At 40.7% G+C, this 24,237-nt stretch carries 18 protein-coding genes and 1 pseudogene; 11 read left to right on the forward strand and 8 right to left on the reverse strand.

The window, feature by feature from the left end; translation table 11 throughout:
- Positions 1–2: 2 nt before the first annotated feature.
- Positions 3–914, reverse strand: a complete 912-nt coding sequence (locus ACE3G9_RS01940; protein ID WP_417880608.1) for a LysR family transcriptional regulator — start codon at positions 912–914, stop codon at positions 3–5.
- A 132-nt stretch (positions 915–1,046) separates the two neighbouring features.
- Between ACE3G9_RS01940 and ACE3G9_RS01945 the strand changes: the two genes are divergently transcribed.
- On the forward strand, positions 1,047–2,240 hold the full coding sequence (locus ACE3G9_RS01945; protein WP_417880607.1) for a glycine C-acetyltransferase: 1,194 nt from the start codon (positions 1,047–1,049) through the stop codon (positions 2,238–2,240).
- Between the two features lie 33 nt (positions 2,241–2,273).
- Complete coding sequence (gene tdh / locus ACE3G9_RS01950) at positions 2,274–3,311, forward strand: L-threonine 3-dehydrogenase (protein WP_449218414.1); 1,038 nt, start codon at positions 2,274–2,276, stop codon at positions 3,309–3,311.
- A 113-nt stretch (positions 3,312–3,424) separates the two neighbouring features.
- On the opposite strand, the pseudogene ACE3G9_RS01955 reads toward tdh, so the two are convergent.
- Positions 3,425–3,808, reverse strand: a pseudogene (locus tag ACE3G9_RS01955) (transposase); the annotation flags it as partial.
- A 557-nt stretch (positions 3,809–4,365) separates the two neighbouring features.
- Between ACE3G9_RS01955 and sbcD the strand changes: the two are divergent.
- The 5 genes from sbcD (at position 4,366) to ACE3G9_RS01980 (ending at position 12,206) form a co-directional block, all read left to right on the forward strand.
- Entirely contained in the window at positions 4,366–5,670 is a 1,305-nt protein-coding gene (gene sbcD, locus ACE3G9_RS01960; RefSeq protein WP_449218415.1) for an exonuclease subunit SbcD, read from the forward strand.
- The gene (locus ACE3G9_RS01965; RefSeq protein WP_449218335.1) at positions 5,670–9,434 is read left to right on the forward strand and encodes an AAA family ATPase; all 3,765 of its coding nucleotides are present in this window, start codon (positions 5,670–5,672) and stop codon (positions 9,432–9,434) included. Before sbcD ends, ACE3G9_RS01965 begins: the two co-directional genes overlap by 1 nt.
- A 28-nt stretch (positions 9,435–9,462) precedes the next feature.
- On the forward strand, positions 9,463–10,077 hold the full coding sequence (locus tag ACE3G9_RS01970; protein WP_449218336.1) for a fumarylacetoacetate hydrolase family protein: 615 nt from the start codon (positions 9,463–9,465) through the stop codon (positions 10,075–10,077).
- A gap of 254 nt (positions 10,078–10,331) precedes the next feature.
- Positions 10,332–10,520: a hypothetical protein gene (locus ACE3G9_RS01975; protein WP_417880604.1), complete on the forward strand. Its 189-nt coding sequence runs from the start codon at positions 10,332–10,334 to the stop codon at positions 10,518–10,520.
- 390 nt (positions 10,521–10,910) lie between these two features.
- Entirely contained in the window at positions 10,911–12,206 is a 1,296-nt protein-coding gene (locus ACE3G9_RS01980) for an NRAMP family divalent metal transporter (RefSeq protein WP_449218337.1), read from the forward strand.
- A gap of 100 nt (positions 12,207–12,306) precedes the next feature.
- Here ACE3G9_RS01980 and ACE3G9_RS01985 read toward each other — a convergent pair whose 3' ends face one another.
- The 3 genes from ACE3G9_RS01985 to ACE3G9_RS01995 all read right to left on the reverse strand — a co-directional run bounded on the left by ACE3G9_RS01985 (position 12,307) and on the right by ACE3G9_RS01995 (position 17,717).
- Complete coding sequence (locus ACE3G9_RS01985; protein WP_449218338.1) at positions 12,307–15,117, reverse strand: Hsp70 family protein; 2,811 nt, start codon at positions 15,115–15,117, stop codon at positions 12,307–12,309.
- 159 nt (positions 15,118–15,276) lie between these two features.
- Entirely contained in the window at positions 15,277–17,091 is a 1,815-nt protein-coding gene (locus ACE3G9_RS01990; protein WP_449218339.1) for an Hsp70 family protein, read from the reverse strand.
- Positions 17,091–17,717 (reverse strand): DUF2760 domain-containing protein, encoded by a 627-nt coding sequence (locus ACE3G9_RS01995; protein ID WP_449218340.1) that lies wholly within the window; start codon positions 17,715–17,717, stop codon positions 17,091–17,093. The genes ACE3G9_RS01990 and ACE3G9_RS01995 overlap by 1 nt, the downstream gene beginning before the upstream one ends.
- Before the next feature lie 308 nt (positions 17,718–18,025).
- On the opposite strand from ACE3G9_RS01995, the gene ACE3G9_RS02000 reads away from it, so the two are divergent.
- The gene (locus ACE3G9_RS02000) at positions 18,026–18,556 is read left to right on the forward strand and encodes an exonuclease domain-containing protein (protein WP_449218341.1); all 531 of its coding nucleotides are present in this window, start codon (positions 18,026–18,028) and stop codon (positions 18,554–18,556) included.
- Between the two features lie 136 nt (positions 18,557–18,692).
- On the opposite strand, the gene ACE3G9_RS02005 is transcribed toward ACE3G9_RS02000, so the two are convergent.
- Both ACE3G9_RS02005 and ACE3G9_RS02010 read right to left on the reverse strand, forming a co-directional pair.
- On the reverse strand, positions 18,693–20,069 hold the full coding sequence (locus ACE3G9_RS02005) for an L-cystine transporter (RefSeq protein WP_449218342.1): 1,377 nt from the start codon (positions 20,067–20,069) through the stop codon (positions 18,693–18,695).
- Between the two features lie 244 nt (positions 20,070–20,313).
- Positions 20,314–20,937, reverse strand: coding sequence for a LysE family translocator (locus ACE3G9_RS02010; RefSeq protein WP_449218343.1), 624 nt, complete (start codon positions 20,935–20,937; stop codon positions 20,314–20,316).
- 182 nt (positions 20,938–21,119) lie between these two features.
- On the opposite strand from ACE3G9_RS02010, the gene ACE3G9_RS02015 reads away from it, so the two are divergent.
- Genes ACE3G9_RS02015 through queC form a run of 3 tightly spaced genes read left to right on the forward strand, consistent with a single transcriptional unit; the run spans position 21,120 to position 23,766 of the window.
- A complete protein-coding gene (locus ACE3G9_RS02015) occupies positions 21,120–21,596 on the forward strand; it encodes a GNAT family N-acetyltransferase (protein ID WP_417880596.1) in 477 nt (158 codons plus the stop codon).
- Positions 21,597–21,619: 23 nt separating this feature from the next.
- Positions 21,620–23,080 (forward strand): bifunctional NUDIX hydrolase/phosphatase PAP2 family protein, encoded by a 1,461-nt coding sequence (locus ACE3G9_RS02020; protein WP_449218344.1) that lies wholly within the window; start codon positions 21,620–21,622, stop codon positions 23,078–23,080.
- Positions 23,077–23,766, forward strand: coding sequence for a 7-cyano-7-deazaguanine synthase QueC (gene queC / locus ACE3G9_RS02025; RefSeq protein ID WP_417880594.1), 690 nt, complete (start codon positions 23,077–23,079; stop codon positions 23,764–23,766). Before ACE3G9_RS02020 ends, queC begins: the two co-directional genes overlap by 4 nt.
- Before the next feature lie 89 nt (positions 23,767–23,855).
- Here the strand turns inward: queC and ACE3G9_RS02030 are convergent, their stop codons facing one another.
- Positions 23,856–24,206 carry a DUF2750 domain-containing protein gene (locus ACE3G9_RS02030; RefSeq protein ID WP_027696508.1) on the reverse strand — a complete coding sequence of 117 codons (351 nt, stop codon included), beginning with the start codon at positions 24,204–24,206 and terminating at the stop codon, positions 23,856–23,858.
- Positions 24,207–24,237: the final 31 nt, after the last annotated feature.

Below are 24,237 nucleotides of genomic sequence, written 5' to 3' on the forward strand. Positions count from 1 at the left end.
TATTAAATAGGTAAATGTTTTACGGCATAATCGATAAACACTTTTAGACGCGTCGGCATGTATTTGCTAGACGCGTATTGCATGGCAATTACTCCGTGATAGTTTCCTTTGATCGTCCAATCGTCTAATACTTGAATGACTTCTCCATTACTCAATGCTTCTCGGATTACAAAATCAGGGAAGATACCAATACCAAGCCCATCTTTGACCCCATTAAGACGCATTTGTGAATGGTTAACGGCATATCGCCCTGATACAGGAATTGTATGAGTTTCATTACCTTGAACAAAATTCCAAATATGATCATTACGAGCTTCTCCAAGGTATAAGCAATCATGCTGTATTAATTCAGTAGGATGTTGCGGATGACCTTTATGATCTAAATATTCTGGACTAGCACAAAGTGATAAATTGACCTTGCCAAGTTCTCGAGAAATTAGATTTTCATACGGCTTATCGGTTAAGCGAAACATAATATCGATACCTTGTTCTACCATATCGATATCGCCATCAGAGACTTTCAACTTCAATTCAATATTCGGATAACGCTGTAAAAAAGGTGTCACGATTGGTTGTAAGACTATACTCAAAAAGGCTTTTGGTGCGGCGACGGTGACAGTACCCACCGGCTCTTCGTGTTCAGCATTGGAGATATCCACCGCCTGTTGAGCCGCATTCACCATAGCGACCGATTGTTGGTAAATCTTTTGACCTGATTGTGTGATCTGTAATGTTCGCGTAGTACGCTCAAACAGCTTAACCGAGAGCGAGGCTTCTAAACGGGTGATCAATTTACTTAAAGCGGAAGGTGTGACCCCTAACTCTTTTGCGGCCGCGGTAAAGCTGCCTTTATTGACCACTAAAATGAAGGTGGCGAGATCCGGTAACAATGCGATAAGTCGAGAATTCAACATCTAAATAGCCCATTTGTGAATTTAATTCATTAATGTTTTTCCATGTGGAGGGATAATAGTCTCTTTCACCATGAACTAAAATAGTCTTCAGCTTTTAAACGCTAAAAATCCCAATAATAAAAAGGATATTCCATGTCTTCTGCATTCTACCAACAAATCAACCAACAGATTGATGATGTCAAAACTGAAGGTTTATACAAATCTGAACGCGTGATCACGTCAGCTCAAGCTGCTGCTGTTTCAATCTCAACAGGTGAAGAAGTATTAAACTTTTGTGCCAATAACTACTTAGGTCTGGCTAATCACCCTGCGCTTATTGAAGCAGCGAAACAAGGGATGGATGAGCACGGTTTTGGTATGGCTTCTGTTCGTTTTATTTGTGGTACACAAGATTCGCATAAAGAGCTTGAGCGTAAGTTATCTGATTTCTTAGGTATGGAAGATACCATTCTTTACACCTCTTGCTTTGATGCAAACACAGGTTTATTTGAGACTATCCTTGGAGCAGAAGATGCGATTATTTCTGATGCTCTAAACCACGCCTCTATCATTGATGGTGTTCGTTTATGTAAAGCGAAACGCTTCCGCTATGCCAACAATAATATGGCTGAACTAGAGCAACAATTGATCGCCGCAGATGAAGCTGGCGCACGTCATAAACTGATTGTGACAGACGGTGTATTCTCAATGGATGGTGTGGTTGCAAACTTAACCGCTATCTGTGATTTAGCGGATAAATACAATGCGTTAGTGATGGTGGATGATTCTCACGCCGTTGGCTTTATGGGCGAAAATGGCCGTGGTACTCACGAATACAATAATGTAATGGGCCGTATTGATTTGATCACGGGCACATTAGGCAAAGCAATGGGTGGCGCTTCAGGCGGTTACACTGCGGGTAAAAAAGAAGTGATTGACTGGTTACGTCAACGTTCTCGTCCTTACTTGTTCTCAAACTCAGTAGCTCCTGCGATTGTTTCGGCCTCAATTCGTGTTATTGACCTACTGGCTGAAAGCAATGATCTTCGTACTAAGCTTTGGGAAAATGCTGATCATTTCCGAACTCGCATGACTGAAGCAGGCTTTACTATGGCGGGTGCTGATCACGCGATTATTCCTATTATGTTAGGTGATGCGAAAGTCGCCGCTGAATTTGCAGAACGTGCACTTGAAAAAGGCATTTACGTTGTGGGCTTCTCATTCCCCGTCGTACCAAAAGGCCAAGCGCGTATTCGTACTCAAATGTCAGCCGCTCATAGCCGTGAACAACTTGATCGCGCAATTGATGCATTCATCGCGGTTGGTAAAGAAATGGAGATCATCTAAATGACAGTTCAATCTATTGGCGACATTAAAAATATGGGTAAAATTAAAGCACTCTCTAAGCTAAAGCCTGAAGAGGGCATTTGGATGACAGACGTTGATATGCCTGAGATGGGTCATAACGACATCTTAATCAAAATTCGTAAAACTGCTATTTGTGGTACTGATGTTCATATCTATAACTGGGATGAATGGTCACAAAATACTATTCCTTATCCAATGGTTGTTGGTCACGAATACGTAGGTGAAGTCGTTGGCATCGGCCAAGAAGTCAAAGGTTTCGAACTTGGCGACCGTGTTTCAGGTGAAGGCCATATTACCTGTGGTCACTGTCGTAACTGCCGTGGTGGTCGTACTCACTTATGCCGTAATACAACAGGTGTGGGCGTAAACCGTACCGGTGCGTTTTCTGAATACTTAGTGATTCCAGCCTTTAATGCATTTAAAATCCCAGATGAAATTTCTGATGATTTGGCATCCATCTTTGACCCATTTGGTAACGCAGTGCACACCGCGCTATCGTTTGATTTAGTGGGTGAAGATGTTCTAATCACAGGTGCTGGTCCAATTGGTATCATGGCGGCGGCAGTTGCTAAACACGTTGGTGCGCGTCACGTTGTGATTACTGATGTAAACGAATACCGCTTAGAATTAGCACGTAAAATGGGCGTAACTCGTGCAGTTAACGTTGCGGAAGAAAAACTTGAAGACGTGATGGCTGAGTTAGGCATGACAGAAGGCTTTGATGTTGGTCTAGAAATGTCTGGTGTTCCAATGGCATTCAACTCAATGCTTGAATCCATGAATCACGGTGGCCGTGTAGCGCTTCTTGGTATCCCACCATCCGATATGGCAATTGACTGGACTAAAGTTATCTTCAAAGGTTTAGTGATCAAAGGTATCTACGGCCGTGAAATGTTCGAAACTTGGTACAAGATGGCAAGCTTGATTCAATCAGGTTTAGATCTAACACCAATTATCACGCACCATTTCAGTGTTGATGATTTTCAAGAGGGCTTCGACACGATGCGTGGCGGGCTTTCGGGGAAAGTTATCTTAGATTGGACTAAGTAGTTTTAGGATATCCAAAGAGGATATTTTCAAAAGCACGACACTGTTGATAAAAACAATAGTGTGGAAAATAAAGCCCAATACAGCCTTAAAAAACCTAATTTAGCCCTAATTTTCTAAACAGTATTTTGTTTAGATTTGATGGGCTTTTTTAATGTCTGCCAAGCTCTATTTTCATCCCACATGACGCGATCTATTAGTATCGAATTTAAGATACATCCATCTTACGAACATACGCAATAATAGCGACTTTTGTCGGTTATCCAGCATCTAAAAGGTATAGGTAATGAGCTTTAAAAATCGAATTACATCGCTGACTATTGCCAAATAGAGTACGGTTCTGACTTGAGAACGACCAACTTGGATGGTTCTTTTACCTTTATAGCACTCACTTTCTTTGGTTATCGGTGCTAAACCTATACGTGAGCGGCTTGTTTATTCGTCATATAAGCAAGTTCAAGAAGGATACTAATAATGTAGGGGGCCGCAATATTTCCGATTTAGCGATGTCATTCACACTTTTAATGACATACTTCAATAGAAACGCTAGAATTGCGGTCTGTTTAAAATACAGAGATTGATTTTTTAATTAATGCTTGTTTTTACATCACAAGTTTTTCATGAAATGATTGTAAATTCTTGATAGGGATTTTTATCAAAGCTAAGGAAAACTCGATAACCTATAGATAAATAAGCTGTTTAATTCTTTTTACTGAATACATGTTGTTTGTTGTATAGAAAGCAATCTTAATGGATTGTCTACTATTAACAGGCAGTGTATTGGTAAAGCGACGAAATTAGTCGCATACCAGGTGTTCGTTTAGCTTTTGGTTTGGCCGCCGATCAGCTAAACACTAGAACACACATTGGTGGTTACGCATAGCTGGCCGTTACTTTTGTGATGGTTTTTGTAACAAGCTCAGGTTAAATTTCCTGAGCTTTTTTTATGCTTGGGATTCTTCGTTTTATAGGTCAATTAAATGCAGGTTCCGCTTTCTTCTTCAACCAGTTATGGCACAATTCCTTTATCTTTTTCAATTGGCTTGTTCGTTACTTTATGAAAATTATCCACACTTCAGATTGGCATCTTGGTCAAAATTTTTTCACAAAAAGTCGCAAGAATGAACATCAAGCTTTTATTCATTGGCTACTAGAGTTGGTTAAAGCACAACAAGTCGATGCGGTTATTATAGCGGGAGATGTTTTCGATACTGGTACGCCACCAAGTTACGCCCGAGAAATGTACAATCAGTTTGTTGTGAAATTGAGTCAACTAGATACCACATTAATCGTTTTGGGTGGTAATCATGATTCAGTTTCAATGCTGAATGAATCTAAAGATCTGCTTGCTTGCTTAAATACCCATGTTATTGCGAATACGACTGAAAACCTTAATGAACAAGTGATTTTGTTAGAAGATCGTAATAAGAAAGCTGGTGCTATTTTGTGTGCGGTTCCTTTTATCCGACCAAGAGATGTGTTGCAAAGTGTCGCAGGAGAAACAAGTACCCAAAAAAAACAAGCGTTGGGAGAGGCTATTCAACAGCACTATCAGAACTTGTACGATAAGGCGTTAGAAATACAAAGTGAGCAAGAACAGAAACTCAAACGTAAACTACCAATAATCGCAACGGGTCACTTAACAGCATTAGGTGTGGCTACTTCTGAATCGGTGCGCGATATTTATATCGGCTCACTTGAAGCCTTTGATGCTAAAGCCTTTCCGACCGTTGATTATATTGCGCTTGGCCACATACACAGACCACAAATTGTTGCTAAATCTGAATCTATTCGCTATTGCGGATCGCCTATTCCGTTAAGTTTTGATGAGATTAAAACCAAAACTATTGAAACTGAAAGCCCAGAAAAAAGCCAATCAAAGTTATCGAATAAACAAATAGTGTTAGTTGAATTCAACGAAAATGGTAAGCGGATCGAACCACTTTCTATTCCGCTTTTTCAATCTATGATGACACTGAAAGGCTCACTTGAAAGTATAGAGTCGCAATTGCAGCAATTTGTTGATATTGAGCAAACGGTCTGGTTGTGTATTCATGTGGAAGTGGATGATTACTTATCAGATTTACAGTCAAGAATCCAAGCTATGACAGAAAACCTTAATGTTGAAGTCTTGCAACTGCGTCGTAGTCGCTCGCAACAAGTTCAATCACTGACTCAAGTGAAAAATGAAACTCTGGCAGAGCTTACCCCGCAAGATGTTTTCCACAAACGAATGAGCCTTGAATCCTTTGAAGGAGAAGAGGCAGAGGCTAGGCAACAACGAATTATGCAGCAGTTTGAGCAAGTTGTCTCCGATGTGTTAGAGCAACAAACTGGTAATAGCGATAAGGAAGTGAAGTAATGAAAATCTTAACGGTTCGCTTTCAAAATTTAAATTCATTAAAGGGGGAGTGGAAGATCGACTTCACTCAATCGCCTTTTGTAGAAAATGGTTTGTTCGCCATCACTGGGCCAACTGGCGCAGGTAAAACTACATTACTTGATGCCATGTGCCTTGCTCTGTATCACCAAACACCACGTCTTGGGCTAATTACCACTTCGAACAATGAAATTATGACGCGAGGTACGGCTGAGTGTTTAGCGGAAGTTGAATTTGAGGTGAAAGGAAAAGCGTTTCGAGCATTTTGGAGCATGCGTCGTTCTAGAGGTAAAATAGATGGCAATTTGCAATCAGCGGTTGTGGAGTTGGCTGAAGTGGTAAGTGGTAAGGTTCTTGCGAGTCAAACGAAACGAAAAGATTCCTTATTAAAGGAAATCACTGGGTTGGATTTTTCTCGTTTTACTAAATCCATGATGTTATCTCAGGGCCAATTTGCCGCTTTTTTAAATGCGAAAGAATCCGAGCGAGCCGAGCTACTTGAAGAATTAACGGGCACGGAGATCTACGGTCAAATTTCAGAGAAAGTGCATGAGTACTTTACGAATGCCAAACAAAAGTTAGCGGAGCTGGAATCGCAAGCAAAAGGCGTTCAACTTCTCTCTTTAGAGCAAGTTTCAGCACTGAATAATGAACTTGAAGACGTTAAACAACAGCAACAGAAAAACAAGCAAACACAACAAGCCTGGAATGAGCATCACCACTGGTGGCAACAGTACCAAACTGCCCAGCAAGCTGTGCAAGAAGCGCATCAACTACAAGAGAAAGTTAATCAGCAAAAAATAGATGAACAGCCGCAGTTGGATAAACTCGCGAAAAGCGAACCGGCTGAAAAATTGAGACAGCCTTTCCTGCAATGGCAACAGGCGAAGCAACAACTTGATGCGGTTACCACTCAATTCAATGACAAACAGCAGCAATTTTCAGAGTTTGAAAAGCAGAAGCAATCGAAACAACAAAGTCATGATCAGGCTGCTATTGCATTGGAACAACAGAAAAAATCCCAGCGAGATCTATTCAAATTAATTGATGAACAAGTCCTACCGCTGGATCAAGACATACAACAAAAAGAGAGCAAAGTTGCTGATTTAACTAACCAATATCAAAATGAAAATAAGCAGCTTAATGCCGTACAACAAGAACTTAGCCAGGTTAAGTCTGCTTTAGAACAAGCCCAACAACAGCAGGCGACTTGTCGAGAGTATTTAGATAAGCACGCGAATGATGAGGTGATCTCTCAACACCTAAATTCATGGCAGTTGCAAGTTGAACAAATGGCGCAAAAGGGGCGTGAAATAGTCGATCTCAATAAGACTATTCAAGCCGAGCAACAAGAAAAGGTTAATCTTGCTAATACTATTGCTGTGGAAGAAAAGCACTTTCAGCAATGCCAGGCGGATGTTCATGGTAAAGAAGCCCTATTTCAAGCCGCCAATCAAACCTGGTTAGATCTCAATACTGATGAACAAAAAAATGCGGATCAATTGGCTCTAGAGTTAGAAGAAAAAGATCAACATCGCCAATTTATTTATCAACTACGAATGAAGCATGATGCATGGTCAAAGCTATCGCAAACCATTCTACGTGAAGCTCAAGTTCTGATTGAACAACAGAAACAACATCAACAACTCACCGATAATTGCGCATCATTACGTCAGGCTTATAAAGCCAAAGACGCTGAGATACAGAGTTATATAACGCTTATCGATCAAGACACGCAATTTGCCGATTATCGTGCCAAATTACAAACGGGTGAAGCGTGTCCTTTGTGCGGTTCATTGGAACATCCGGCTTTAGAGCATTCAACGACACTGAACCGCTCGCAAATCAGTCTTGATAAAGAACGCGCCGAAACAGAGATAAAGACGATTGAAGCACAAGGCATGCAAGCTCGTTCGCAACTAGATTCTACGGCTCGCTATATAACCGAATTAACGCAAAAACAGCAGCAAGATAACGCTGAGTTGAGCGACATTGAACATCAGTGGCAGCAAAGCTTTAACAATCAAACATTACCATTGTTTGCGATTGAAGATTCAAAGCAACTGCAGCTGTATGAGGTTGACGTTCCTAGGCAAATCGAAGCCATTAAAGCGAAGTTATCTCAGCTTCAACAGGCTGAAAAGCAATTGAATACTTGCAAAGAAGGGCTGCAATTAAGCCATTTTCAACAAGAAAAAGTTAAAGCCTCACTTGAAGGGCTTAAGCAACAAGAACGGGCATTATTTAAACAAGATGATGCTAAGCTCCAATCATTACAAAGCCTGCAAGAAGATAGAGCGACAATCTATCAAACCTTGAGTGAGCAATGGCAGGCTTTAGGCTATAGCTTGCCCGACTATTCACTGCTAGAGGGGAGTCCAACGGATGTTTCGCCATTAAATGATTGGTTAGAGCAAAAGCGTCAAGCATCGCAACAATGGCAGCAATATAATCAGCAATCTACCGAGCTGACGCACAAACTGGCGCAAGTGCAGCAAGATGAAGTTCGTTTGAATCAATCACTGCAAGAAAAACAGAACCTTGCAGATCAAGTGAACAAGGCTCTTACGGCTCAAGTTGAATTGCTCGCACAGAAAAAACAGGAACGGTTGGCATTATTTGGTAAACGAAACATTGCAGAAGAAAAACAAGCGAGTCAAAAGGCATTAGATCAAACGGAACAAGCCTATCAAGTCGCTCAACAACAATGGCATAGTCTGCAAGTTCAGTTAGAAAAATTATCCGGTGAGATTGCCAGCACCCAAAATCAGTTTGAACAACAAACTCAAACTCATAAAAAAGCACAGCAAGATTGGCAACAAGCGCTTGACCAAAGTCCGTTTGAAAACCAAGCCATGTTTGAAGCGGCGTTATTAGATGACAATGAAAGAGAGAAACTCATCACGTTGCAGCAGAAGATAAATAATCAAGCTGAACGAGCGGTGGCGTTAGTGGAAAATGCCAATAAGCAGTGGGATAGTATTCAACAGCATGAGAAGGCGTCTCAGTGGATGAAGACGGATTGCGAAACGGTGTTGAAAAGCCTTCAAGAAGTAAGTGAAATCTTAGATAGCCAAACCTACCGTATCGGGCAAATTGAACACGAATTATTAAGTGATAAGCGTAGGCGAGAAGGGCAAGTTGAGCTATTTAAACAGATAGAATCACAGCAATCCCATTATGATGACTGGCAATACCTGCATGCCTTAATTGGCTCTAAAAGCGGTGATAAGTTCCGAAAATTTGCTCAAGGACTTACTTTAGATAACCTAGTGTATTTAGCCAATAAACAGTTGGAACGGCTACATGGTCGCTACTTATTACAGCGCTCAGGCGTTTCAATGGATCAGAATGCTGATGTATCTACTGCTAGTGTATCAACGGACGGATTGGCGTTATCAGTGATAGACACTTGGCAAGGCGATACGGTTCGAGATACGAAGACTTTGTCTGGTGGTGAAAGCTTTTTAGTGAGCCTAGCGTTAGCGCTCGCATTGTCGGATTTGGTTAGTCACAAAACCAGTATTGATTCTTTATTCTTGGATGAAGGTTTTGGTACATTGGATGCCGATACACTCGATATGGCTTTAAACGCATTAGATAACTTAAATGCATCCGGTAAAATGATTGGTGTGATCAGCCATATAGATGCCATGAAAGAGCGTATTCCAGTACAAATTAAAGTGCATAAACGCAACGGACTTGGGATGAGTGAATTAGACTCTTCTTTCCGTGTTTCTGCTTGATCGGACTAATACATCAAAAGGGACAACAATGACAACAATACTGGTAGATAATAAAAAGCAGAAGCCCTCAAAGGTAGTGTGTGTAGGCCGAAATTATGCCGAGCACGTCAAAGAGCTAAATAATGCAATGCCAGACCAAATGGTGGTATTTAATAAGCCGAGTACTTCGATTACTAACCAGTTAAACTCCTTTCATCAAGAGCCATTGCACTACGAAGGTGAGATTTGCTTTAGCATTAAAAATGGTGAAATACATGCGGTTGGTTTTGGTCTTGATCTCACTAAGCGCGAATTACAATCTCAGTTGAAAGCAAAGCAGTTACCTTGGGAGCGAGCGAAAGCATTCGATGGATCTGCTGTGTTAAGTAAGTTTGTCTCGTTAAAGGGCGGGAATTGGCAAGGGTTGACGCTAGAACTTCTGATCAACGGACTACGAGTACAAGCGGGTGGGGTAATGCATATGATGTATAGCCCTGATGATATTTTGAATGAAGTGAAATCTTATACCACCTTAAATAACGGGGATGTGATCATGACAGGGACACCAAGCGGCGTTGGTGTAGTACATGAAGGTGATATCTTTACTGCAAGAATAAAGCAATACGATCAACTATTGATTGAGACTCAATGGATAGCGAATTAAAATTTCTCACTCATCCAACAATAAATAATCGTTAAAAAAATGTTAATTCATTTGTTTTTGTTATAATGGTTAGCTTCATTTTTACCCTAAATTGTTGGTTTTTAATGTGTTTATTTTTTCTAACAACTGTAGGGTGTTAATTATTTGTAAATTAGAAAAACTAATGTGAACGCTGGTTATTTTTCATTGTTAACTTGTCTTTTGTACTTTTACTATACGCTCAAATTGATAGTTAAATTAGAGTGAGTACAAAGATGACACAAGCAATTTTAGAAACAGTTGCAGCACCATCTATGGATAAAAAAACCTACTCGGTTAACATCAAAGGATTGATGATGCATATTGTGGACGTATTATTTGGAGAAACCAAAAAGCCAGTTACTTCGGCTTATGATTCTTTATCATTATCTCCACATTTGCAGAAAGATCTTGGTTTATATTAATTAAAACTGAGTTCGACAAAGCATAACTAAAGAAGCTGGCCAGATGGTCAGCTTTTTTTTATGTTATTTTTGTTACTAAAAACAAGTCAGTGATTCTGTTGTGACTATAGTATCAAAGTAAATTACTAAAGTTAATGGATTTGTTAGTCAATAGTTCTGTTGTTATTATTCCAACCCTTGTTTCTTTGTCATAAAGCTAGCAGAATGTTCTGCAAAATAACGTTAAGTCTTTTTATACCCAAATATATAAATTAGGATTGAAACGTTGTGAGTCTCTCCCAAAATAGCCAAATAAGTTCTCAAGATTACTAATGGCAATGGAAGGCAATAACAATAAAAAGCTTGGAATTGAATAGTAAACCAATTCACTTGCTTCATTAAGGACAAGATATGGACAATACTGCCACAGTTTCAACTCCTCATGTAGGAGATATCAGTGATAAAGTTTCTCTAATAAAAGCCCTAGGCCCTGGTGTCATGATGGCTTCTGCGGCTGTAGGTGGATCGCATTTAGTATCATCCACGCAAGCTGGTGCCATTTATGGGTGGCAACTTGCAGCGCTTATTCTGTTAGTAAACGTTTTTAAATACCCATTTTTTAGAGCAGGTGTGCAATACACAGTAGGAACCGGTCAGAGTTTAGTTCAAGGTTATCACCAAATGGGAGTTGGCTATCTGTGGTTATTTAACGTTCTCAACTTTGTATCTGCGTTTGTCAATATTGCTGCTTTGTTGATGTTTAGTTCGAGTTTGATGGGTTATTTCCTTCCAATCTCATTATCTATCTCAGTGATTGCTGGTGGTATTTTGGTCGTCTGCTTAGCTATTTTGGTCGCAGGGCATTTTAAAGCACTGAGTTCTTTATCTAAAGTGATCATGGGTGTGTTAGTGGTGACCACCGTACTGGCAGTGATGATTGCAGCAAGTAATGGCGCCGTTGCACCTGCCGAGTATCAAAGCCCATCAGCTTGGACGATGGCAGCCTTTGGATTTATTGTGATCATGATGGGCTGGATGCCTGCACCAATCGAAATTTCTTGTTTTAACTCGTTGTGGCTAAAGTCACAAAGCAAAGAACAAAAAGTGACGGCACGCTCTGCATTATTTGATTTCAATGTGGGCTATATCGGTACCGCTATTCTCGCGATAGTATTCCTATCCCTTGGCGCACTAGTGTTAAATGGTAGTGGAGAAACACTTAAAACTTCTGGTATTGGTTTTTCACACCAATTAGTCAGTATGTACACGGCATCTATTGGTGAGTGGTCTCGCTACCTTATTGCGGTGATTGCTTTCTTTTGTATTTTCGGTAGTACTATTACTTGCATCGATGGTTATTCTCGAGTGTTAACCGAAAGTACTTTATTATTAAGCAAAAAATCAGAAGAAAGCTATCCAATTGAAGCAAAACGTGTTTTAAATATTTGGATGGTGATTGTGAGCCTGTTGGCCTTTGCGATTATTCTATTCTTTACTTCATCATTAATGGCGATGATGCATTTTGCGATGATCTTAGCCTTTATGACAACACCGATCTTTGCCGTTTTGAATTATAAATTAGTGACGAAAACTAATTTACCAGAACAACTTAAATTTACGGGTAAATTGAAAGTCTTGTCTTGGGTCGGTTTTGTTTATCTATTTGGTTTCCTAGCTGCCTTTATTTGGTGGAGTTGGTTTATGTAGTTTTCTATAACATAAGGAACGTTATGATAAAGCCTAAGTGGAATGAACTTAGGCTTTTTATTTGGTTGGTTTCTAAATGAGTGATGAACAATGCATTTGGTTAATTGACCATTTGAAGTCCTGCCGGAATAGAATCACCAAAGACTTTTTTCGATTCATCTTCGTTTAATGTTGTTACTTCTTTGACGAGTGTTATCCAAGTTGGTGTTGCACGACTCGTGGTCAGTTTGTCGATGATTTTCTCACGTATATCTTCATTAGTATCGATACTGCGGTCGCCAGTCTTTCGGCTCATCATCACCGCGGCAAAGCCAATCATTGGCTCTTGCTTCCAGTCTAAATCAAGCATTTTTAATAGCCATTGGTTTACTTGTGCAACAGGGACAATATTGTGCTGGCTGCCATACATTTGGGTGCGTGAGGCTAAGCGGCCTAATGCCCACCAGTGTGCCTGTACATATTCGGAAGACTTTTGCGCACGGCTTAGATACCAATTAGAGAGTAAGATTTTATCTTCACTGTCTAAATGTTCTAGCGAGGCGGATAGACGAACCATGGCTTCATATCCATGTTCAGTTGCTTCTTTGCCCGTTCCTTTTCCGCGATGTGCGCCGGGGTGTAGGTACTTCGCAATATCGGCCAAAATGGTTTCTTGCTGCTCCTGATTTAATCCGCCGGCAATCCGACGCCAGAAAATCCACCAATCCGACCAAGTTTGGTGCGAAGGAAATTGAATACCTTGCTGATATAACGCCCATGTTTGTTCGCAGCGCCATTCATCGGTTGGATCACCAAAGCCCGGGCGTAGAGCAAAACCGGCTAGACGCAACCATTGCTTTTCATGAGCTTCCGAACGACGACGACGTTTTTTTCCTAAAGCAAACGTATCAAATAACTGGCGTAGGGTGGCAAAATCCCACTGTTCGCGTTTGCCGAGTTGTTTTTCGAGATCTTTGCTAAGAGTTTTAATTAATTTGGCGTTGTCCGATTTTTTATTAGCAGAGTAGGCGGCTGAAATCAGTGCTTTCGCTTGTTCTAGGCGAGGGTGAGCTTGGACTTGCTCAAATTCTTCATGTTTGCGGGTATCGAATTCGAGTAGCCAACGTTGATTGTCATTTGTGGTGCTGACACATTCAATTTTTAAAGTACCGACTTCGGTAAGTTGGCAAGCGAGCATGACTTCAACACGATCTTTCTGGTTAGCTTGCAAGTTCTCACGCGCTTGGCTGCCTTCTAATGTTGCAATATAAGGCGGTAGAGGCTTGAATGCAGCGCGCTCTAAGTTGGTTTGTACGTTGAGCAACAAACTATTTTGAGGAGGCGTTAAAGATCCGCTGGCATCAATAAATTGCTCTTGGGTTGAGGTTAACAAATCAATTTGAATCGGTTCGCCAAGAGTTAATAAAAACTGGCGACCATTAAGGCGAATTTCTTGGCCTGTATCGGTACCTTTGGATAAAACACATAAGGCTTTTGACGCTGAAACATTCTTTTGTTTTAGGTGTAAGAAGTATGATCGAGCCGAACCGCCACCAATTTTAAGTTGCGCACCATGGCGAGCTTTGGCATAAGCGACTGCACCAAAAGCGACCGATAAATCAGGACTCGGGTTATCCAGCAAAGTAATCGGAGCGCCATGCCATTGGCTGAGTAACTCAACCATGCGGTTTTCGACTAATTCACTATTAAACACGCCACCATTTAGTAATAGCCCAGTAGGTGTTTTACCGTCGGGAGAATGGTTTTGGATAAATGCTGCTAAATGGCGGCTGATCGCAGCATCCGCAGCATAAGGTAGACCAAATTCAACGACAGCGGTTTTTCGTTGCTGCGGCATTTCGTCTGGCTGAGTTAAAGGAAAGAAACCATCGATAACAATTTGATGGATCTCTTGCTTAGTAATTGGCGCGCTTTTTGTTCCACCAATCAAGCGAGAGCCACTGCCGAGTATGGAAATCTTGGCTTCTTCTGCCGCATCAGGACGCAATAAATCTTCTTTCACTTTACGTGTTTGTTGGATCAGTTTCATCAACGAAGCAGCGTTTAGTTTTTTATTTTGATTTAAACGCTGTTCAGCCAGATGCGCGAGGGCTAAATCGATATTGTCGCCACCCAGCATAAGATGATCACCGACCCCAATACGGTTCAGTGTGAGTTGCTGTTCTTGATATTGGGCTTCAATTAAGCTCAAGTCGGTCGTACCACCACCAACATCACAAACGAGTATCGAAGGGATATCTTGTAGTTGTGCTGAAGCAGTGTCGATATGACGGCTATACCAGTCATAGCAAACTGCCTGTGGCTCTTCCAATAAATGAATATGTTGTAGACCGGCTAATTGAGCCGCTTTTAAGGTAAGGTTACGAGCGGTTTCATCAAAGGAGGCTGGGATGGTTACGACCACTTCTTGCTCTGTTAGCTTGTGGTTCGGATTATGATGATCCCAGCTTTGACGGATATGATTTAAGTAACTGGCACTGGCAAGCAGTGGAGATACTTTTTCGACGTTATCTGAGCCAGACCAAGGTAGGATTTCAGACTCTCGATCCACCGCATCATGAGATAACCAACTTTTGGCGCTGGATACTTGGCGGCCTTCAATTTGCGCACCTAATTCACGGGCCCACTCACCAATAATGACTTGTTCTAATTCACCTTCAACCGGTTGTAGATCCCAAGGTAGTGACATATCCGATGATTGAAATTGCCCTTGAGTAGGATGAAAACGAAAAGAGGGAAGTAGTGGTTTACGTACAACTTCACCCGGGCCAACGAGCTGGTCGATATCGAAAATATTGACTTTGCTTTTGGTTAAATCATCCTGAATTTCACAGTAGGCAAGCACACTGTTGGTGGTGCCTAAATCAATTCCAATTAGGTAACGGGCATTTGATTTGATGGGAGAATTCATGATGTTTTCCTAAAGAAAAGTAAAAACAAAAGGGCACTGAATGAAAGAGTTATTATATACCCAAGTGACTTCAAGATGCTGAAACTCGCATCTTGAAGTTATTTGGGTATACTCAATCCAATGCCCCTAGTTAGTGTGAGTAGAGAGTGTAGTGATTCGTTATTGTTGACGAACGCTAAACTCAACCAGCCATTTTTGGTCATTATCTTTGGCGATGGCTTCAAGTTCTAAGGTACCAATTTCAGTAATGGTCGCTGCTAAGTTAACCACGACCACGTCACCAACATTTCGACCTTCTTTGGCATCGAGTGTGACTTGAATTTCAGGGAGCTCTTCGAGTTCTTCTGGTGCCCAATAATCCAAATGAGTGCCGACTTCATCTTCGCGACGAGTTGTCGAGCCATAGAACTGGAATTGAACGGGTTGACCAATCACTAAACCAAATTCTTGGCTAGAGAGCTCAACGTGGCTGCCTTCTTCCATACCAAATGGCGCAACGCAGATCGCTTCCATTGGTGGTGCCATGCCCGGAATGGCTGGCATCGCACTTTCTATACCCACATAGTAGCTGCTTGCGATACCGCCGCGAATACGGACACCACTGTTATTGTTTTCCATATTATGTCGAACAAAACCGTAGTAACTCGCACCACGAGCCACGGCTAAATCAAGGTCGACACCTGTTAGCGCTTGTGTTGGCTCATTATTATCTTGGGTTAACCAAGCATTGATAATACCAAGCAGGCGCTCTGAAATAAGATCAGATTTTAATACGCCACCATTAAATAACACTTTAGTCGGCTTAATAAAGCTCGAACCATCTTGCTGACTTTGACGAGATAAGAACGCGGCGATATGACGAGTAATACCCGCATCTTGCGCATAAGGTAGGCCAAGTTGGGTTAACGCACTGCGAGCCGATTGTACAGGATGTTCGTTGACAGCCACTTTCGGGAAGAAGCCTTCAAGCAGAGTTTGCTCGACATCTTGCTGAGTAAGTTCGGTTTTAAGTGTACTCCCTAATAGTTTCGAACCGCGACTAGGGACGACGATAGGTACGGAAGCTAATGTGCGATCGTTTAGCAATGCCTCTTTTGCGTCACGGCATAGGTGCGCCATGGCTTGTACTTGCCAAGGTTGTAACTGTTTGCCTTGCTGAGCAAGAGTCATTTTTAAGCGGTAGGCGAGCGCTAAGTCCATATTGTCACCGCCAAGCAAGATATGCTCACCAACGGCAATACGTTCTAAGGCAAGGTTGCCGTTTTGTTCAGTGACAGAAACTAACGATAAATCTGTGGTACCACCGCCGATATCAACAACTAAAACCAGATCACCAAGTTCTACTTGTTCACGCCAAGCTGCGCTATTGCTGTCAATCCAACTGTAAAGTGCCGCTTGAGGTTCTTCCAGTAAGGTGACATGTTGAAAGCCCGCATTACGTGCTGCTTCTGCAGTTAATTCTTTTGCAGCAGGATCAAAGGATGCTGGAATAGTAATGGTTACTTGCTGTTCACGTAACGGAGCATCTTGATGTTGATGATCCCAAGCTGCCATTAAATGTTCTAGATAAAGCTGTGTGGCTTTCAATGGTGATACTTTTTGTACTTCGTCATCACTGCCTTGCGGTAAGAAAGCGTTACGACGGTCAATGCCACCATGACATAACCAACTTTTGGCACTCGCCACTAAACGCATTGGCGTTTTATTGCCCATGTTGCGAGCTATACTACCGACGAGCGTATTGGTCGTTGAACTTGTCCAAGGTAGGGCATTCGTACCTGAAGCCATTTCACTGTCATGCGCTTGATATAAAAATGAAGGCAGTTGATTTAATGAATCGACTTGGCCTTGCGCAATTAATTGTGGCACTGCGAAAACATTGACTTGTGGTTCATCTGAATCGATTGGGCAATACGACAAAACACAATGGGTAGTACCTAAGTCGATACCGATAAAATATTGACTAGTAGACATTACAGCTCAACCTCTGCTGGTGCTAATACCTTGGCATCGTAATTTTCAGATAGCTTAGGTAGGGTGATGGTATCGGCTTTCCAACCTTTATGAATAAGGGTGCCAGTGAATGGTGCTTGGCCAGATACATTACCGGTTAAACGAACTTCTTGTGCGTTAAAGCCTTCTTCAATAGTAATGCGAGTTTCTTCGTCTTCTGCGCGAATTTGGCTTAATTTGAAGTGATCCGCTAATACTTTTTGTCCACCAATATGAATCACACGAGCCGCTGCGCCGACTTCTTCATCACTAAAGCCTGTTAGGTCTTCGGATAAGAAATCAATTAAACGTGCTTCTTGCTGGAAAATAGACATTAACTGAAGTGCGGAGTCAGTTGGCGCGCTTTTTAACTTAGACTCAACCTCAACAATTTTCTCAACCACTTTTTCTACTTCTACAACTTTTTCAACTTCAACGATCTTCTCAACAGGCTTTTCAACTTCAACAATTTTTTCGACTGGTGTCTCGACGATTTTTTCTACGGTTTTTGTACGTAGACTGAGTAATAGAAACAATACGGTTGTGGCAGCCAAAATGACATGGAATAAATCGATAGTGGTTGGGATTGCCGATAAGTCGAAAGTCATGATTATTTTATCTCTTGGTTAAATTTGATTCTAAGTGATCATATTAGGGCAATATCAGAATATGCAAGCGAAAGCCCAGTATTTTTAATGGGACGCATTTTACCATAAGCTGCGTGAATTCCAGTATAGATTAAGCATTTAAGGAAGTAGAGCAAAGGTGTTTGGCTTTTTTTTAACCGCTGACAAACTTGTAGTAGAAGTAAAATGGCTGATTTAGGTAAATCTCCCTGTTTATATTGAATTTAGGTCGAGAAAGCAGAGATTCTTCGTTAGAATCCTTTTTAAGGTTTTGATGGAAAAGATAGTGTATGAATTACAACAGAGTCGTCTGTTTCGATTTGGAAATGTGTTGCTGGAATGTCGATGGTGTGGGCACGACCGGTGAAATTATTGAAGTAGGTTTAGCAGAGATTGACCTTATTAAAGGCGAGATCGTTAAGCGTGCTCAATATTACGTGCGACCTGAACATGATGAAATTTCTGCATTTTGCTTTGAGCTAACGGGTATTACGCCACGTAAAGTACAAAAACAAGGCCGCCCGTTAGAAGATGTTTTGAAATCTATGATCAAAAACTTTGGTGGCCCTAATAAGATCTATGCAGCTTGGGGACATGATGATGAGATTCTGCGAAAAGAGTGTTCAGAAAAAGGTTTAGAGTTCCCTTTTAAAGAGTTTTTGAATCTCGCGACGTTATACCGCATGAAATATCGACTCAAAGACAAAAGAATCGGTCATAAAGCGGCGCAAGAAAACTTGAATATAGAATGGGAAGGGCGACAGCATTCAGGTTATGTGGATGCGTATAATTTAGCAAAATTAGCTCTGGTAATTTTATAACCTGATCTCTTAACATCTTTGCGCTGATTAATATTATTGAATCATAGATTTAAGTGACAAAAAGCCCGCTAGTTAATATTGAACTAGCGGGCTTTGTTTATTTTATATTGTGAGCAATTGCTTGTTGGAACGAGTACTAAGCGTTAACTTCATCAAACTCTTTATTGATGTCTTTCTTATTACCTAGTAAACGAGAAGTGATAGTACCTGCCGTCATCGATCCACTCACATTAAGGGCGGTACGTGCCATATCAATTAATGGTTCAATCGAGATAAGTAAAGCGGCAATTGCTACAGGTAGCCCCATTGCTGGTAGTACGATTAATGCTGCAAATGTTGCACCACCACCGACACCAGCAATACCAAATGAGCTGATGGTAATGATCGCCACTAAAGACAGAATAAAGTTCACATCCAGTGGGTTAATACCAACTGTTGGCGCAACCATTACTGCCAGCATTGCAGGGTAGATACCAGCACAACCATTTTGACCAATAGTGGCACCAAAGGTCGCTGATAAGTTAGCAATCGCTGGTGGCACTTTTAATTTGGTTATTTGCGCTTCTACGTTCAGTGGAATCGTCGCGGCAGAACTGCGAGAAGTAAAAGCAAATGTTAGGACTGGCCAGATTCGTTTAAAGTATTCTTTAGGACTCACGCCAACCAAAGAAACTAATAAGCCATGCACAAAAAACATCAATAAGATCGCCACATAAGAAGCCACGATAAAACCAATTAAACTTAAAATGTCATTGAGGCTAGAAGTGGCAACCACCTTGCTCATTAGCGCAGCAATACCGTATGGCGTTAATGCAATGATCATTTTAACTAGACGCATAACGATTGACTGAACGGCTTCAACAAAGGTACGAATTGGTGATTCAAGATCTTGTTTTTCCTTCATTACAAGACGAGAAGCAATACCCACTAAAATCCCGAAGATGACGACAGCAATGATTGATGTTGAACGTGAACCAGTTAAATCTGCAAATGGGTTGGTCGGAATAAAGCTCACTAGCATTTGCGGAATCGTTAAGTCAGCAACGCTACCCATGCGATTTTCTAATACGCTCATACGAGCCGTTTCACGTACGCCTGCTGATAAACCTTCCGCAGATAAACCAAATAGGTGAGCAACGGTAATACCAATTAATGCAGAAATAGCCGTAGTGAAGAGCAGTACCGAAATGGTTAAGCCACTAATTTTTCCAAGTGAACCAGAGTTGTCGAGTTTGACAACTGCTGAAATCATCGAAATCAATACTAATGGCATGATCACCATTTTGAGTAAACCGACATAGCCACTGCCGACAACATTCACCCAATCGAGGGTGTTTTTGATAACCGGATTACCTTCGCCATAAAATATATGGATAAGTAAACCGTAAGCGCTTCCAAGCACAAGTCCTAATAAAACAAGGCGAGATAGAGTGCTAGATTTTCTTTGTTGTTGAAATAAAAAGAAAAGAATGCACACAAATACCGCTAAGTTAGCGATAACCGCAAGTGACATAATTGAATCCTTAAACTGGTTTGTTTACAAAAGGGGAGGAATGTTTCCAATTATTTGTAAATTTACAGCTTGGCTTCACAATTGCAAAGCCAATTAAAGTATGTGTTATGACGTTTTGTTATATAAAAAAGAAAACTATCAGTAACAACTATGTACAAGTGACTTCAAAATGCAGAACTCAGAACTATCATCCAAGCCTTTAGACAAGGAAGATTAGCGAAGGAATGCATGGTTGGGTGCTATGTCAATCAATCAAGGCTAACCAGATCCCAACACCAATCATCAATGTACCAGCAATACGGTTGAGAAACTTAACGTTATCTCCGCGGGTTAAAAACAAGCGTAGGCTTTTGCCGCCAGTTGCATAGGCCATCATTGAAATGAATTCGGTCATTAAAATAATACTAATCAAGACAACCATCTGGTGGGGAACCGATTTGTCGACATTAATAAATGGCGGCAAGAGTGAAATCATAAATGCCCAACCTTTTGGATTGGCAATCGCAGTAATAAAACCTTGGCTCATTAACTTTAGGCGGTCGGTAGGTTGAGTGGATTGGCCAATATTCAGGGACATTTTGCCTTTATTGAGCCACATATTGATACCAACCCAAATAAGGTAGGCACCACCAATCCATTTTAATGTTAAAAATAAACTAGGGTAATTTAACATTATTGCCGCAACGCCAATCACCGCTAATGATGCCACTAAGGCCACGCCTGCAAGTTCTCCAACCATCATCCAAAGCGTGCGTTTAATTCCAACACTCATACCCAATGTTAAGGCTAGTGTCATGCACATTCCTGGTGTAATGGACACAAAGAAAAAGGTAGGAATAAATGCGGATAAGAGTGCGTAATCGAGCATAACCGAGTCCATTTGAAAGGCAATTTTTTACTTTAATAGAATTCGTAAAAATAAGAAAGTGTTGAGTTATTGATCTAACCATAATGAATTAAAGAAAATCAGTAACATATTAAGTACAAAATTAACTTAATGCAGTAGAATAGCGAGTCTTATCGCTACTTTAAGTAACCACTAATTTGGATATGACTATTCACATACGCGCCGCTTCACAAAAAGATTTACCTCAACTGGATGAGCTAATGTTTCAACTTCACCAGCACCATCATGAGTCATGCCCCGAATTTTTTAAAACCTCAGAAGAAATTGAGCAAGAAAAAAGTATTGGCCGCTATTTAGATTCTCCTGAATGCTTAGTGTATGTCGCGATAGATGCTTCAGATTCAGTTGTTGGTTTTGTTACCGGGCATTTTTGCGAACTCGTTTCGACGGTAAGTAAAGCGATACCTATGGGTAATATTGATGAGTTATTTGTCATACCTGAATATAGAAACTTAGGGGTAGCGGCACAACTGTTGGCTAAGATAGAACAAACCTTAGTTGATTACGGTGTTCAGCAAATTTTTGTTGAGGTGTGGGCGTTTAATCAAGCTGCGCGATCTTTATATAATAAGTTAGGCTTTGCTTCACATATACATTGGCTTAGGAAGTCGGTAATTTAATGGTATTCAAATTAGGTAAGCGAGTGAGTAAATATTTAATTCTGATCTTGTTTTTTGTGTCTTCATTTATTGTGTCCGCATCAGAAGAAACGAAGATAGAAACAGTGTCTCCTCATATTAAAGGGGCTTTATGTTATATCAAAGCCGATGATCAAGTGGTGTTTGTCGATGAGGTTTTCACTAAGAAGCTATCACTTCCAGGAGGAACCATTGCGGTAAATGAAGCCCCTAATAAGACTGCAGAAAGGGAAACATGGGAAGAAACGGGGCTTGTTGTTACGGCTAAAGAAGTATTAACCGAGACTGAAACGGCAGTTGTTTATCACTGTACGCCAGATTCGGGGGTGATTGCTTTTACAGCAAGAGATGAACAAGGATTTCATACTTTACCAGCTTGGTTTGCCCCAGATTTTCGTATTGAAGTGAATAAAGTGTTATTGGCCTATACCGATAGTATCGTTCCACAACAATATCGCTACCCTGAGCAGTATGAACAACAAGTGTTAAATCATGATGTTCCTAATGCACCAATTCAATATATTGATTCTGCTATCAGTGCTGCGCCCCCAGTTCATCAGTTTGAATTATCGATTATTCAAGCTATTCAATCTAGTATTATTCAGTTACCAGAGGCAATATCGAATGTATTGATAAGTAGCCTTAAAATAATCAATTTGTCATCGAGTATTTTGGGGATCTTATTCTTGCTGCCAATCTTAATTTATTACTTTGGCGGTAAATCGATTCTACATATGACGTTTATTGGTATTGTGACGGTGTCAATAACATTACTTATTCAGCTTGGTTTAAAGTACCCTCGACCATTTATTTATCAACCTTCATTACAATTTAGTGATCCACTTGGTTTTAGTACGCCTAGTATACGTGCTGCACTCAGTGTGGTGTTAATTGGTTATCTGTTCCATGTATGGCGAAAAGTCTACGATTATGATTCCATTTGGGGTTACTTATTTGGCGTTATTGTACTGACCTTAGTACAAGGAATATCAAGTGTTATTCTTGGTGAACAATTTGCCTCGGATGTTTTATTTGGTTATGTAATAGGATTATTTACATTGTGGCATTATATTCGTTTAGAAAGTAAACCATCGATCACAATGAAACTTGTGATGCAGAATCCGGCGCTATGGTGGGTATCATTTATCGGTTTAAGTGTTTTAGCTTATCAATTTCATTCAATACAGCTGGCGAATATTGCTGCTGTCACTTTTGCGTTATTACTTTCATTACCAAGCTTGTTAAAAGTACAACGCCTTCATACGCCTTATTTAATCATAAAGTTAATTATATGTTGGTTAATTGGGGGGGGGATTTTATGCGCTCAATCGCTCTGGTTTCCACAGTTGGTACAAAGTTCAATTAGTGGTTATTTTGCCCAGTGTGGTCTTTGGTTTGTTTTAACCTACATGATCCTTAAAATTAGTTGTATCGGCAATAACCAAACAATAGAGAAATCCTTATGACATCAAAAGCCGTCGTCGTTTTTAGTGGTGGACAAGATTCAACCACTTGCTTAGTTAAAGCCCTCAAAGAATTTGATGAGGTGCACGCCATTACGTTTGATTATGGGCAAAGACACAAACTTGAAATTGAAGTTGCCCAATCCTTAGCGAAAAAGTTAGGCGTTGCGGCCCACAAAGTGATGGATGTGAGTTTATTAAATGAACTTGCGATCAGCTCGTTAACTCGTGATGACATTCCAGTTTCGCATGAACTACAAGATAACGGTTTGCCGAATTCTTTTGTACCGGGTCGGAATATCTTATTTTTAACCCTTGCGGGCATTTACGCTTATCAAATCGGTGCTCAAAATGTGATTACTGGCGTATGTGAAACGGATTTTTCTGGCTACCCTGATTGTCGTGACGAGTTTGTGAAGTCGATTAATCAATCTTTAGTGTTAGGTATGGATCGTCAATTTACGATTGATACTCCATTAATGTGGCTTAACAAAGCAGAAACCTGGGCATTAGCAGATCAATTTGATGCGTTAGATCTCGTAAGAAATGAGACACTCACTTGTTATAACGGCATGATTGGTGATGGCTGTGGTGATTGCCCAGCGTGTGGTCTTCGAAAGGCAGGTTTAATCGATTACATCGAAAATCGAGATGCTGTGATGGCGGCTTTAATCGCGAAGCAATCCTAATAACTTTACGTTACCTAAGACTAAATAATCTTGCTGTAAAAAAGCCCTTCAATATGAAGGGCTTTGTTTAATATAGTTATCTATTTGATTTAAAGGTATAGTTTGGCTAGATCACTAGGCTCAACTTCTTTACCTTCAAGTTGTGCATTCCAGTTAGTACCAATTAGAACACCATCTTCTGAAAGAGTGATTAACCAGTCTTCAACAAAAATGTCTAACGGGATTTCTAGTACTTCAAAATCAGACCATTCTTCAACATTGTGCATTTGAGCATCTTCTTTTGATGACCAAAATGGCATAACTTCACTATTCTCAAACTCTGATGAATCACAAGCTAACCAGCCATCTTCGTTTTTAAGTCCCCAAACCAATTTCGTTTCTTGAGTTTCTTGTACGAAAAGATCAAGATTAGCTTGAATGTCCGATGTTAATTTTGACATGTTATTACTCTCTACTGTGAGTTTGATAAAT

This window comes from Vibrio sp. E150_018 (assembly GCF_053544035.1).

Excerpts from the sequence above, each read along its gene's own strand:
- ACE3G9_RS01940 (WP_417880608.1), bottom strand. The coding sequence starts at position 914 with ATGTTGAATTCTCGACTTATCGCATTGTTACCGGATCTCGCCACCTTC.
- ACE3G9_RS02005 (WP_449218342.1), bottom strand. The coding sequence starts at position 20,069 with ATGTCACTTGCGGTTATCGCTAACTTAGCGGTATTTGTGTGCATTCTT.
- ACE3G9_RS01970 (WP_449218336.1), top strand. The coding sequence starts at position 9,463 with ATGACAACAATACTGGTAGATAATAAAAAGCAGAAGCCCTCAAAGGTA.
- ACE3G9_RS02030 (WP_027696508.1), bottom strand. The coding sequence starts at position 24,206 with ATGTCAAAATTAACATCGGACATTCAAGCTAATCTTGATCTTTTCGTA.
- ACE3G9_RS01965 (WP_449218335.1), top strand. The coding sequence starts at position 5,670 with ATGAAAATCTTAACGGTTCGCTTTCAAAATTTAAATTCATTAAAGGGG.
- ACE3G9_RS02015 (WP_417880596.1), top strand. The coding sequence starts at position 21,120 with ATGACTATTCACATACGCGCCGCTTCACAAAAAGATTTACCTCAACTG.
- queC (WP_417880594.1), top strand. The coding sequence starts at position 23,077 with ATGACATCAAAAGCCGTCGTCGTTTTTAGTGGTGGACAAGATTCAACC.
- sbcD (WP_449218415.1), top strand. The coding sequence starts at position 4,366 with ATGAAAATTATCCACACTTCAGATTGGCATCTTGGTCAAAATTTTTTC.
- ACE3G9_RS01985 (WP_449218338.1), bottom strand. The coding sequence starts at position 15,117 with ATGAATTCTCCCATCAAATCAAATGCCCGTTACCTAATTGGAATTGAT.
- ACE3G9_RS01980 (WP_449218337.1), top strand. The coding sequence starts at position 10,911 with ATGGACAATACTGCCACAGTTTCAACTCCTCATGTAGGAGATATCAGT.
- ACE3G9_RS01995 (WP_449218340.1), bottom strand. The coding sequence starts at position 17,717 with ATGACTTTCGACTTATCGGCAATCCCAACCACTATCGATTTATTCCAT.
- ACE3G9_RS02000 (WP_449218341.1), top strand. The coding sequence starts at position 18,026 with ATGAATTACAACAGAGTCGTCTGTTTCGATTTGGAAATGTGTTGCTGG.
- ACE3G9_RS01975 (WP_417880604.1), top strand. The coding sequence starts at position 10,332 with ATGACACAAGCAATTTTAGAAACAGTTGCAGCACCATCTATGGATAAA.
- ACE3G9_RS01990 (WP_449218339.1), bottom strand. The coding sequence starts at position 17,091 with ATGTCTACTAGTCAATATTTTATCGGTATCGACTTAGGTACTACCCAT.
- ACE3G9_RS02010 (WP_449218343.1), bottom strand. The coding sequence starts at position 20,937 with ATGCTCGATTACGCACTCTTATCCGCATTTATTCCTACCTTTTTCTTT.
- tdh (WP_449218414.1), top strand. The coding sequence starts at position 2,274 with ATGGGTAAAATTAAAGCACTCTCTAAGCTAAAGCCTGAAGAGGGCATT.
- ACE3G9_RS01945 (WP_417880607.1), top strand. The coding sequence starts at position 1,047 with ATGTCTTCTGCATTCTACCAACAAATCAACCAACAGATTGATGATGTC.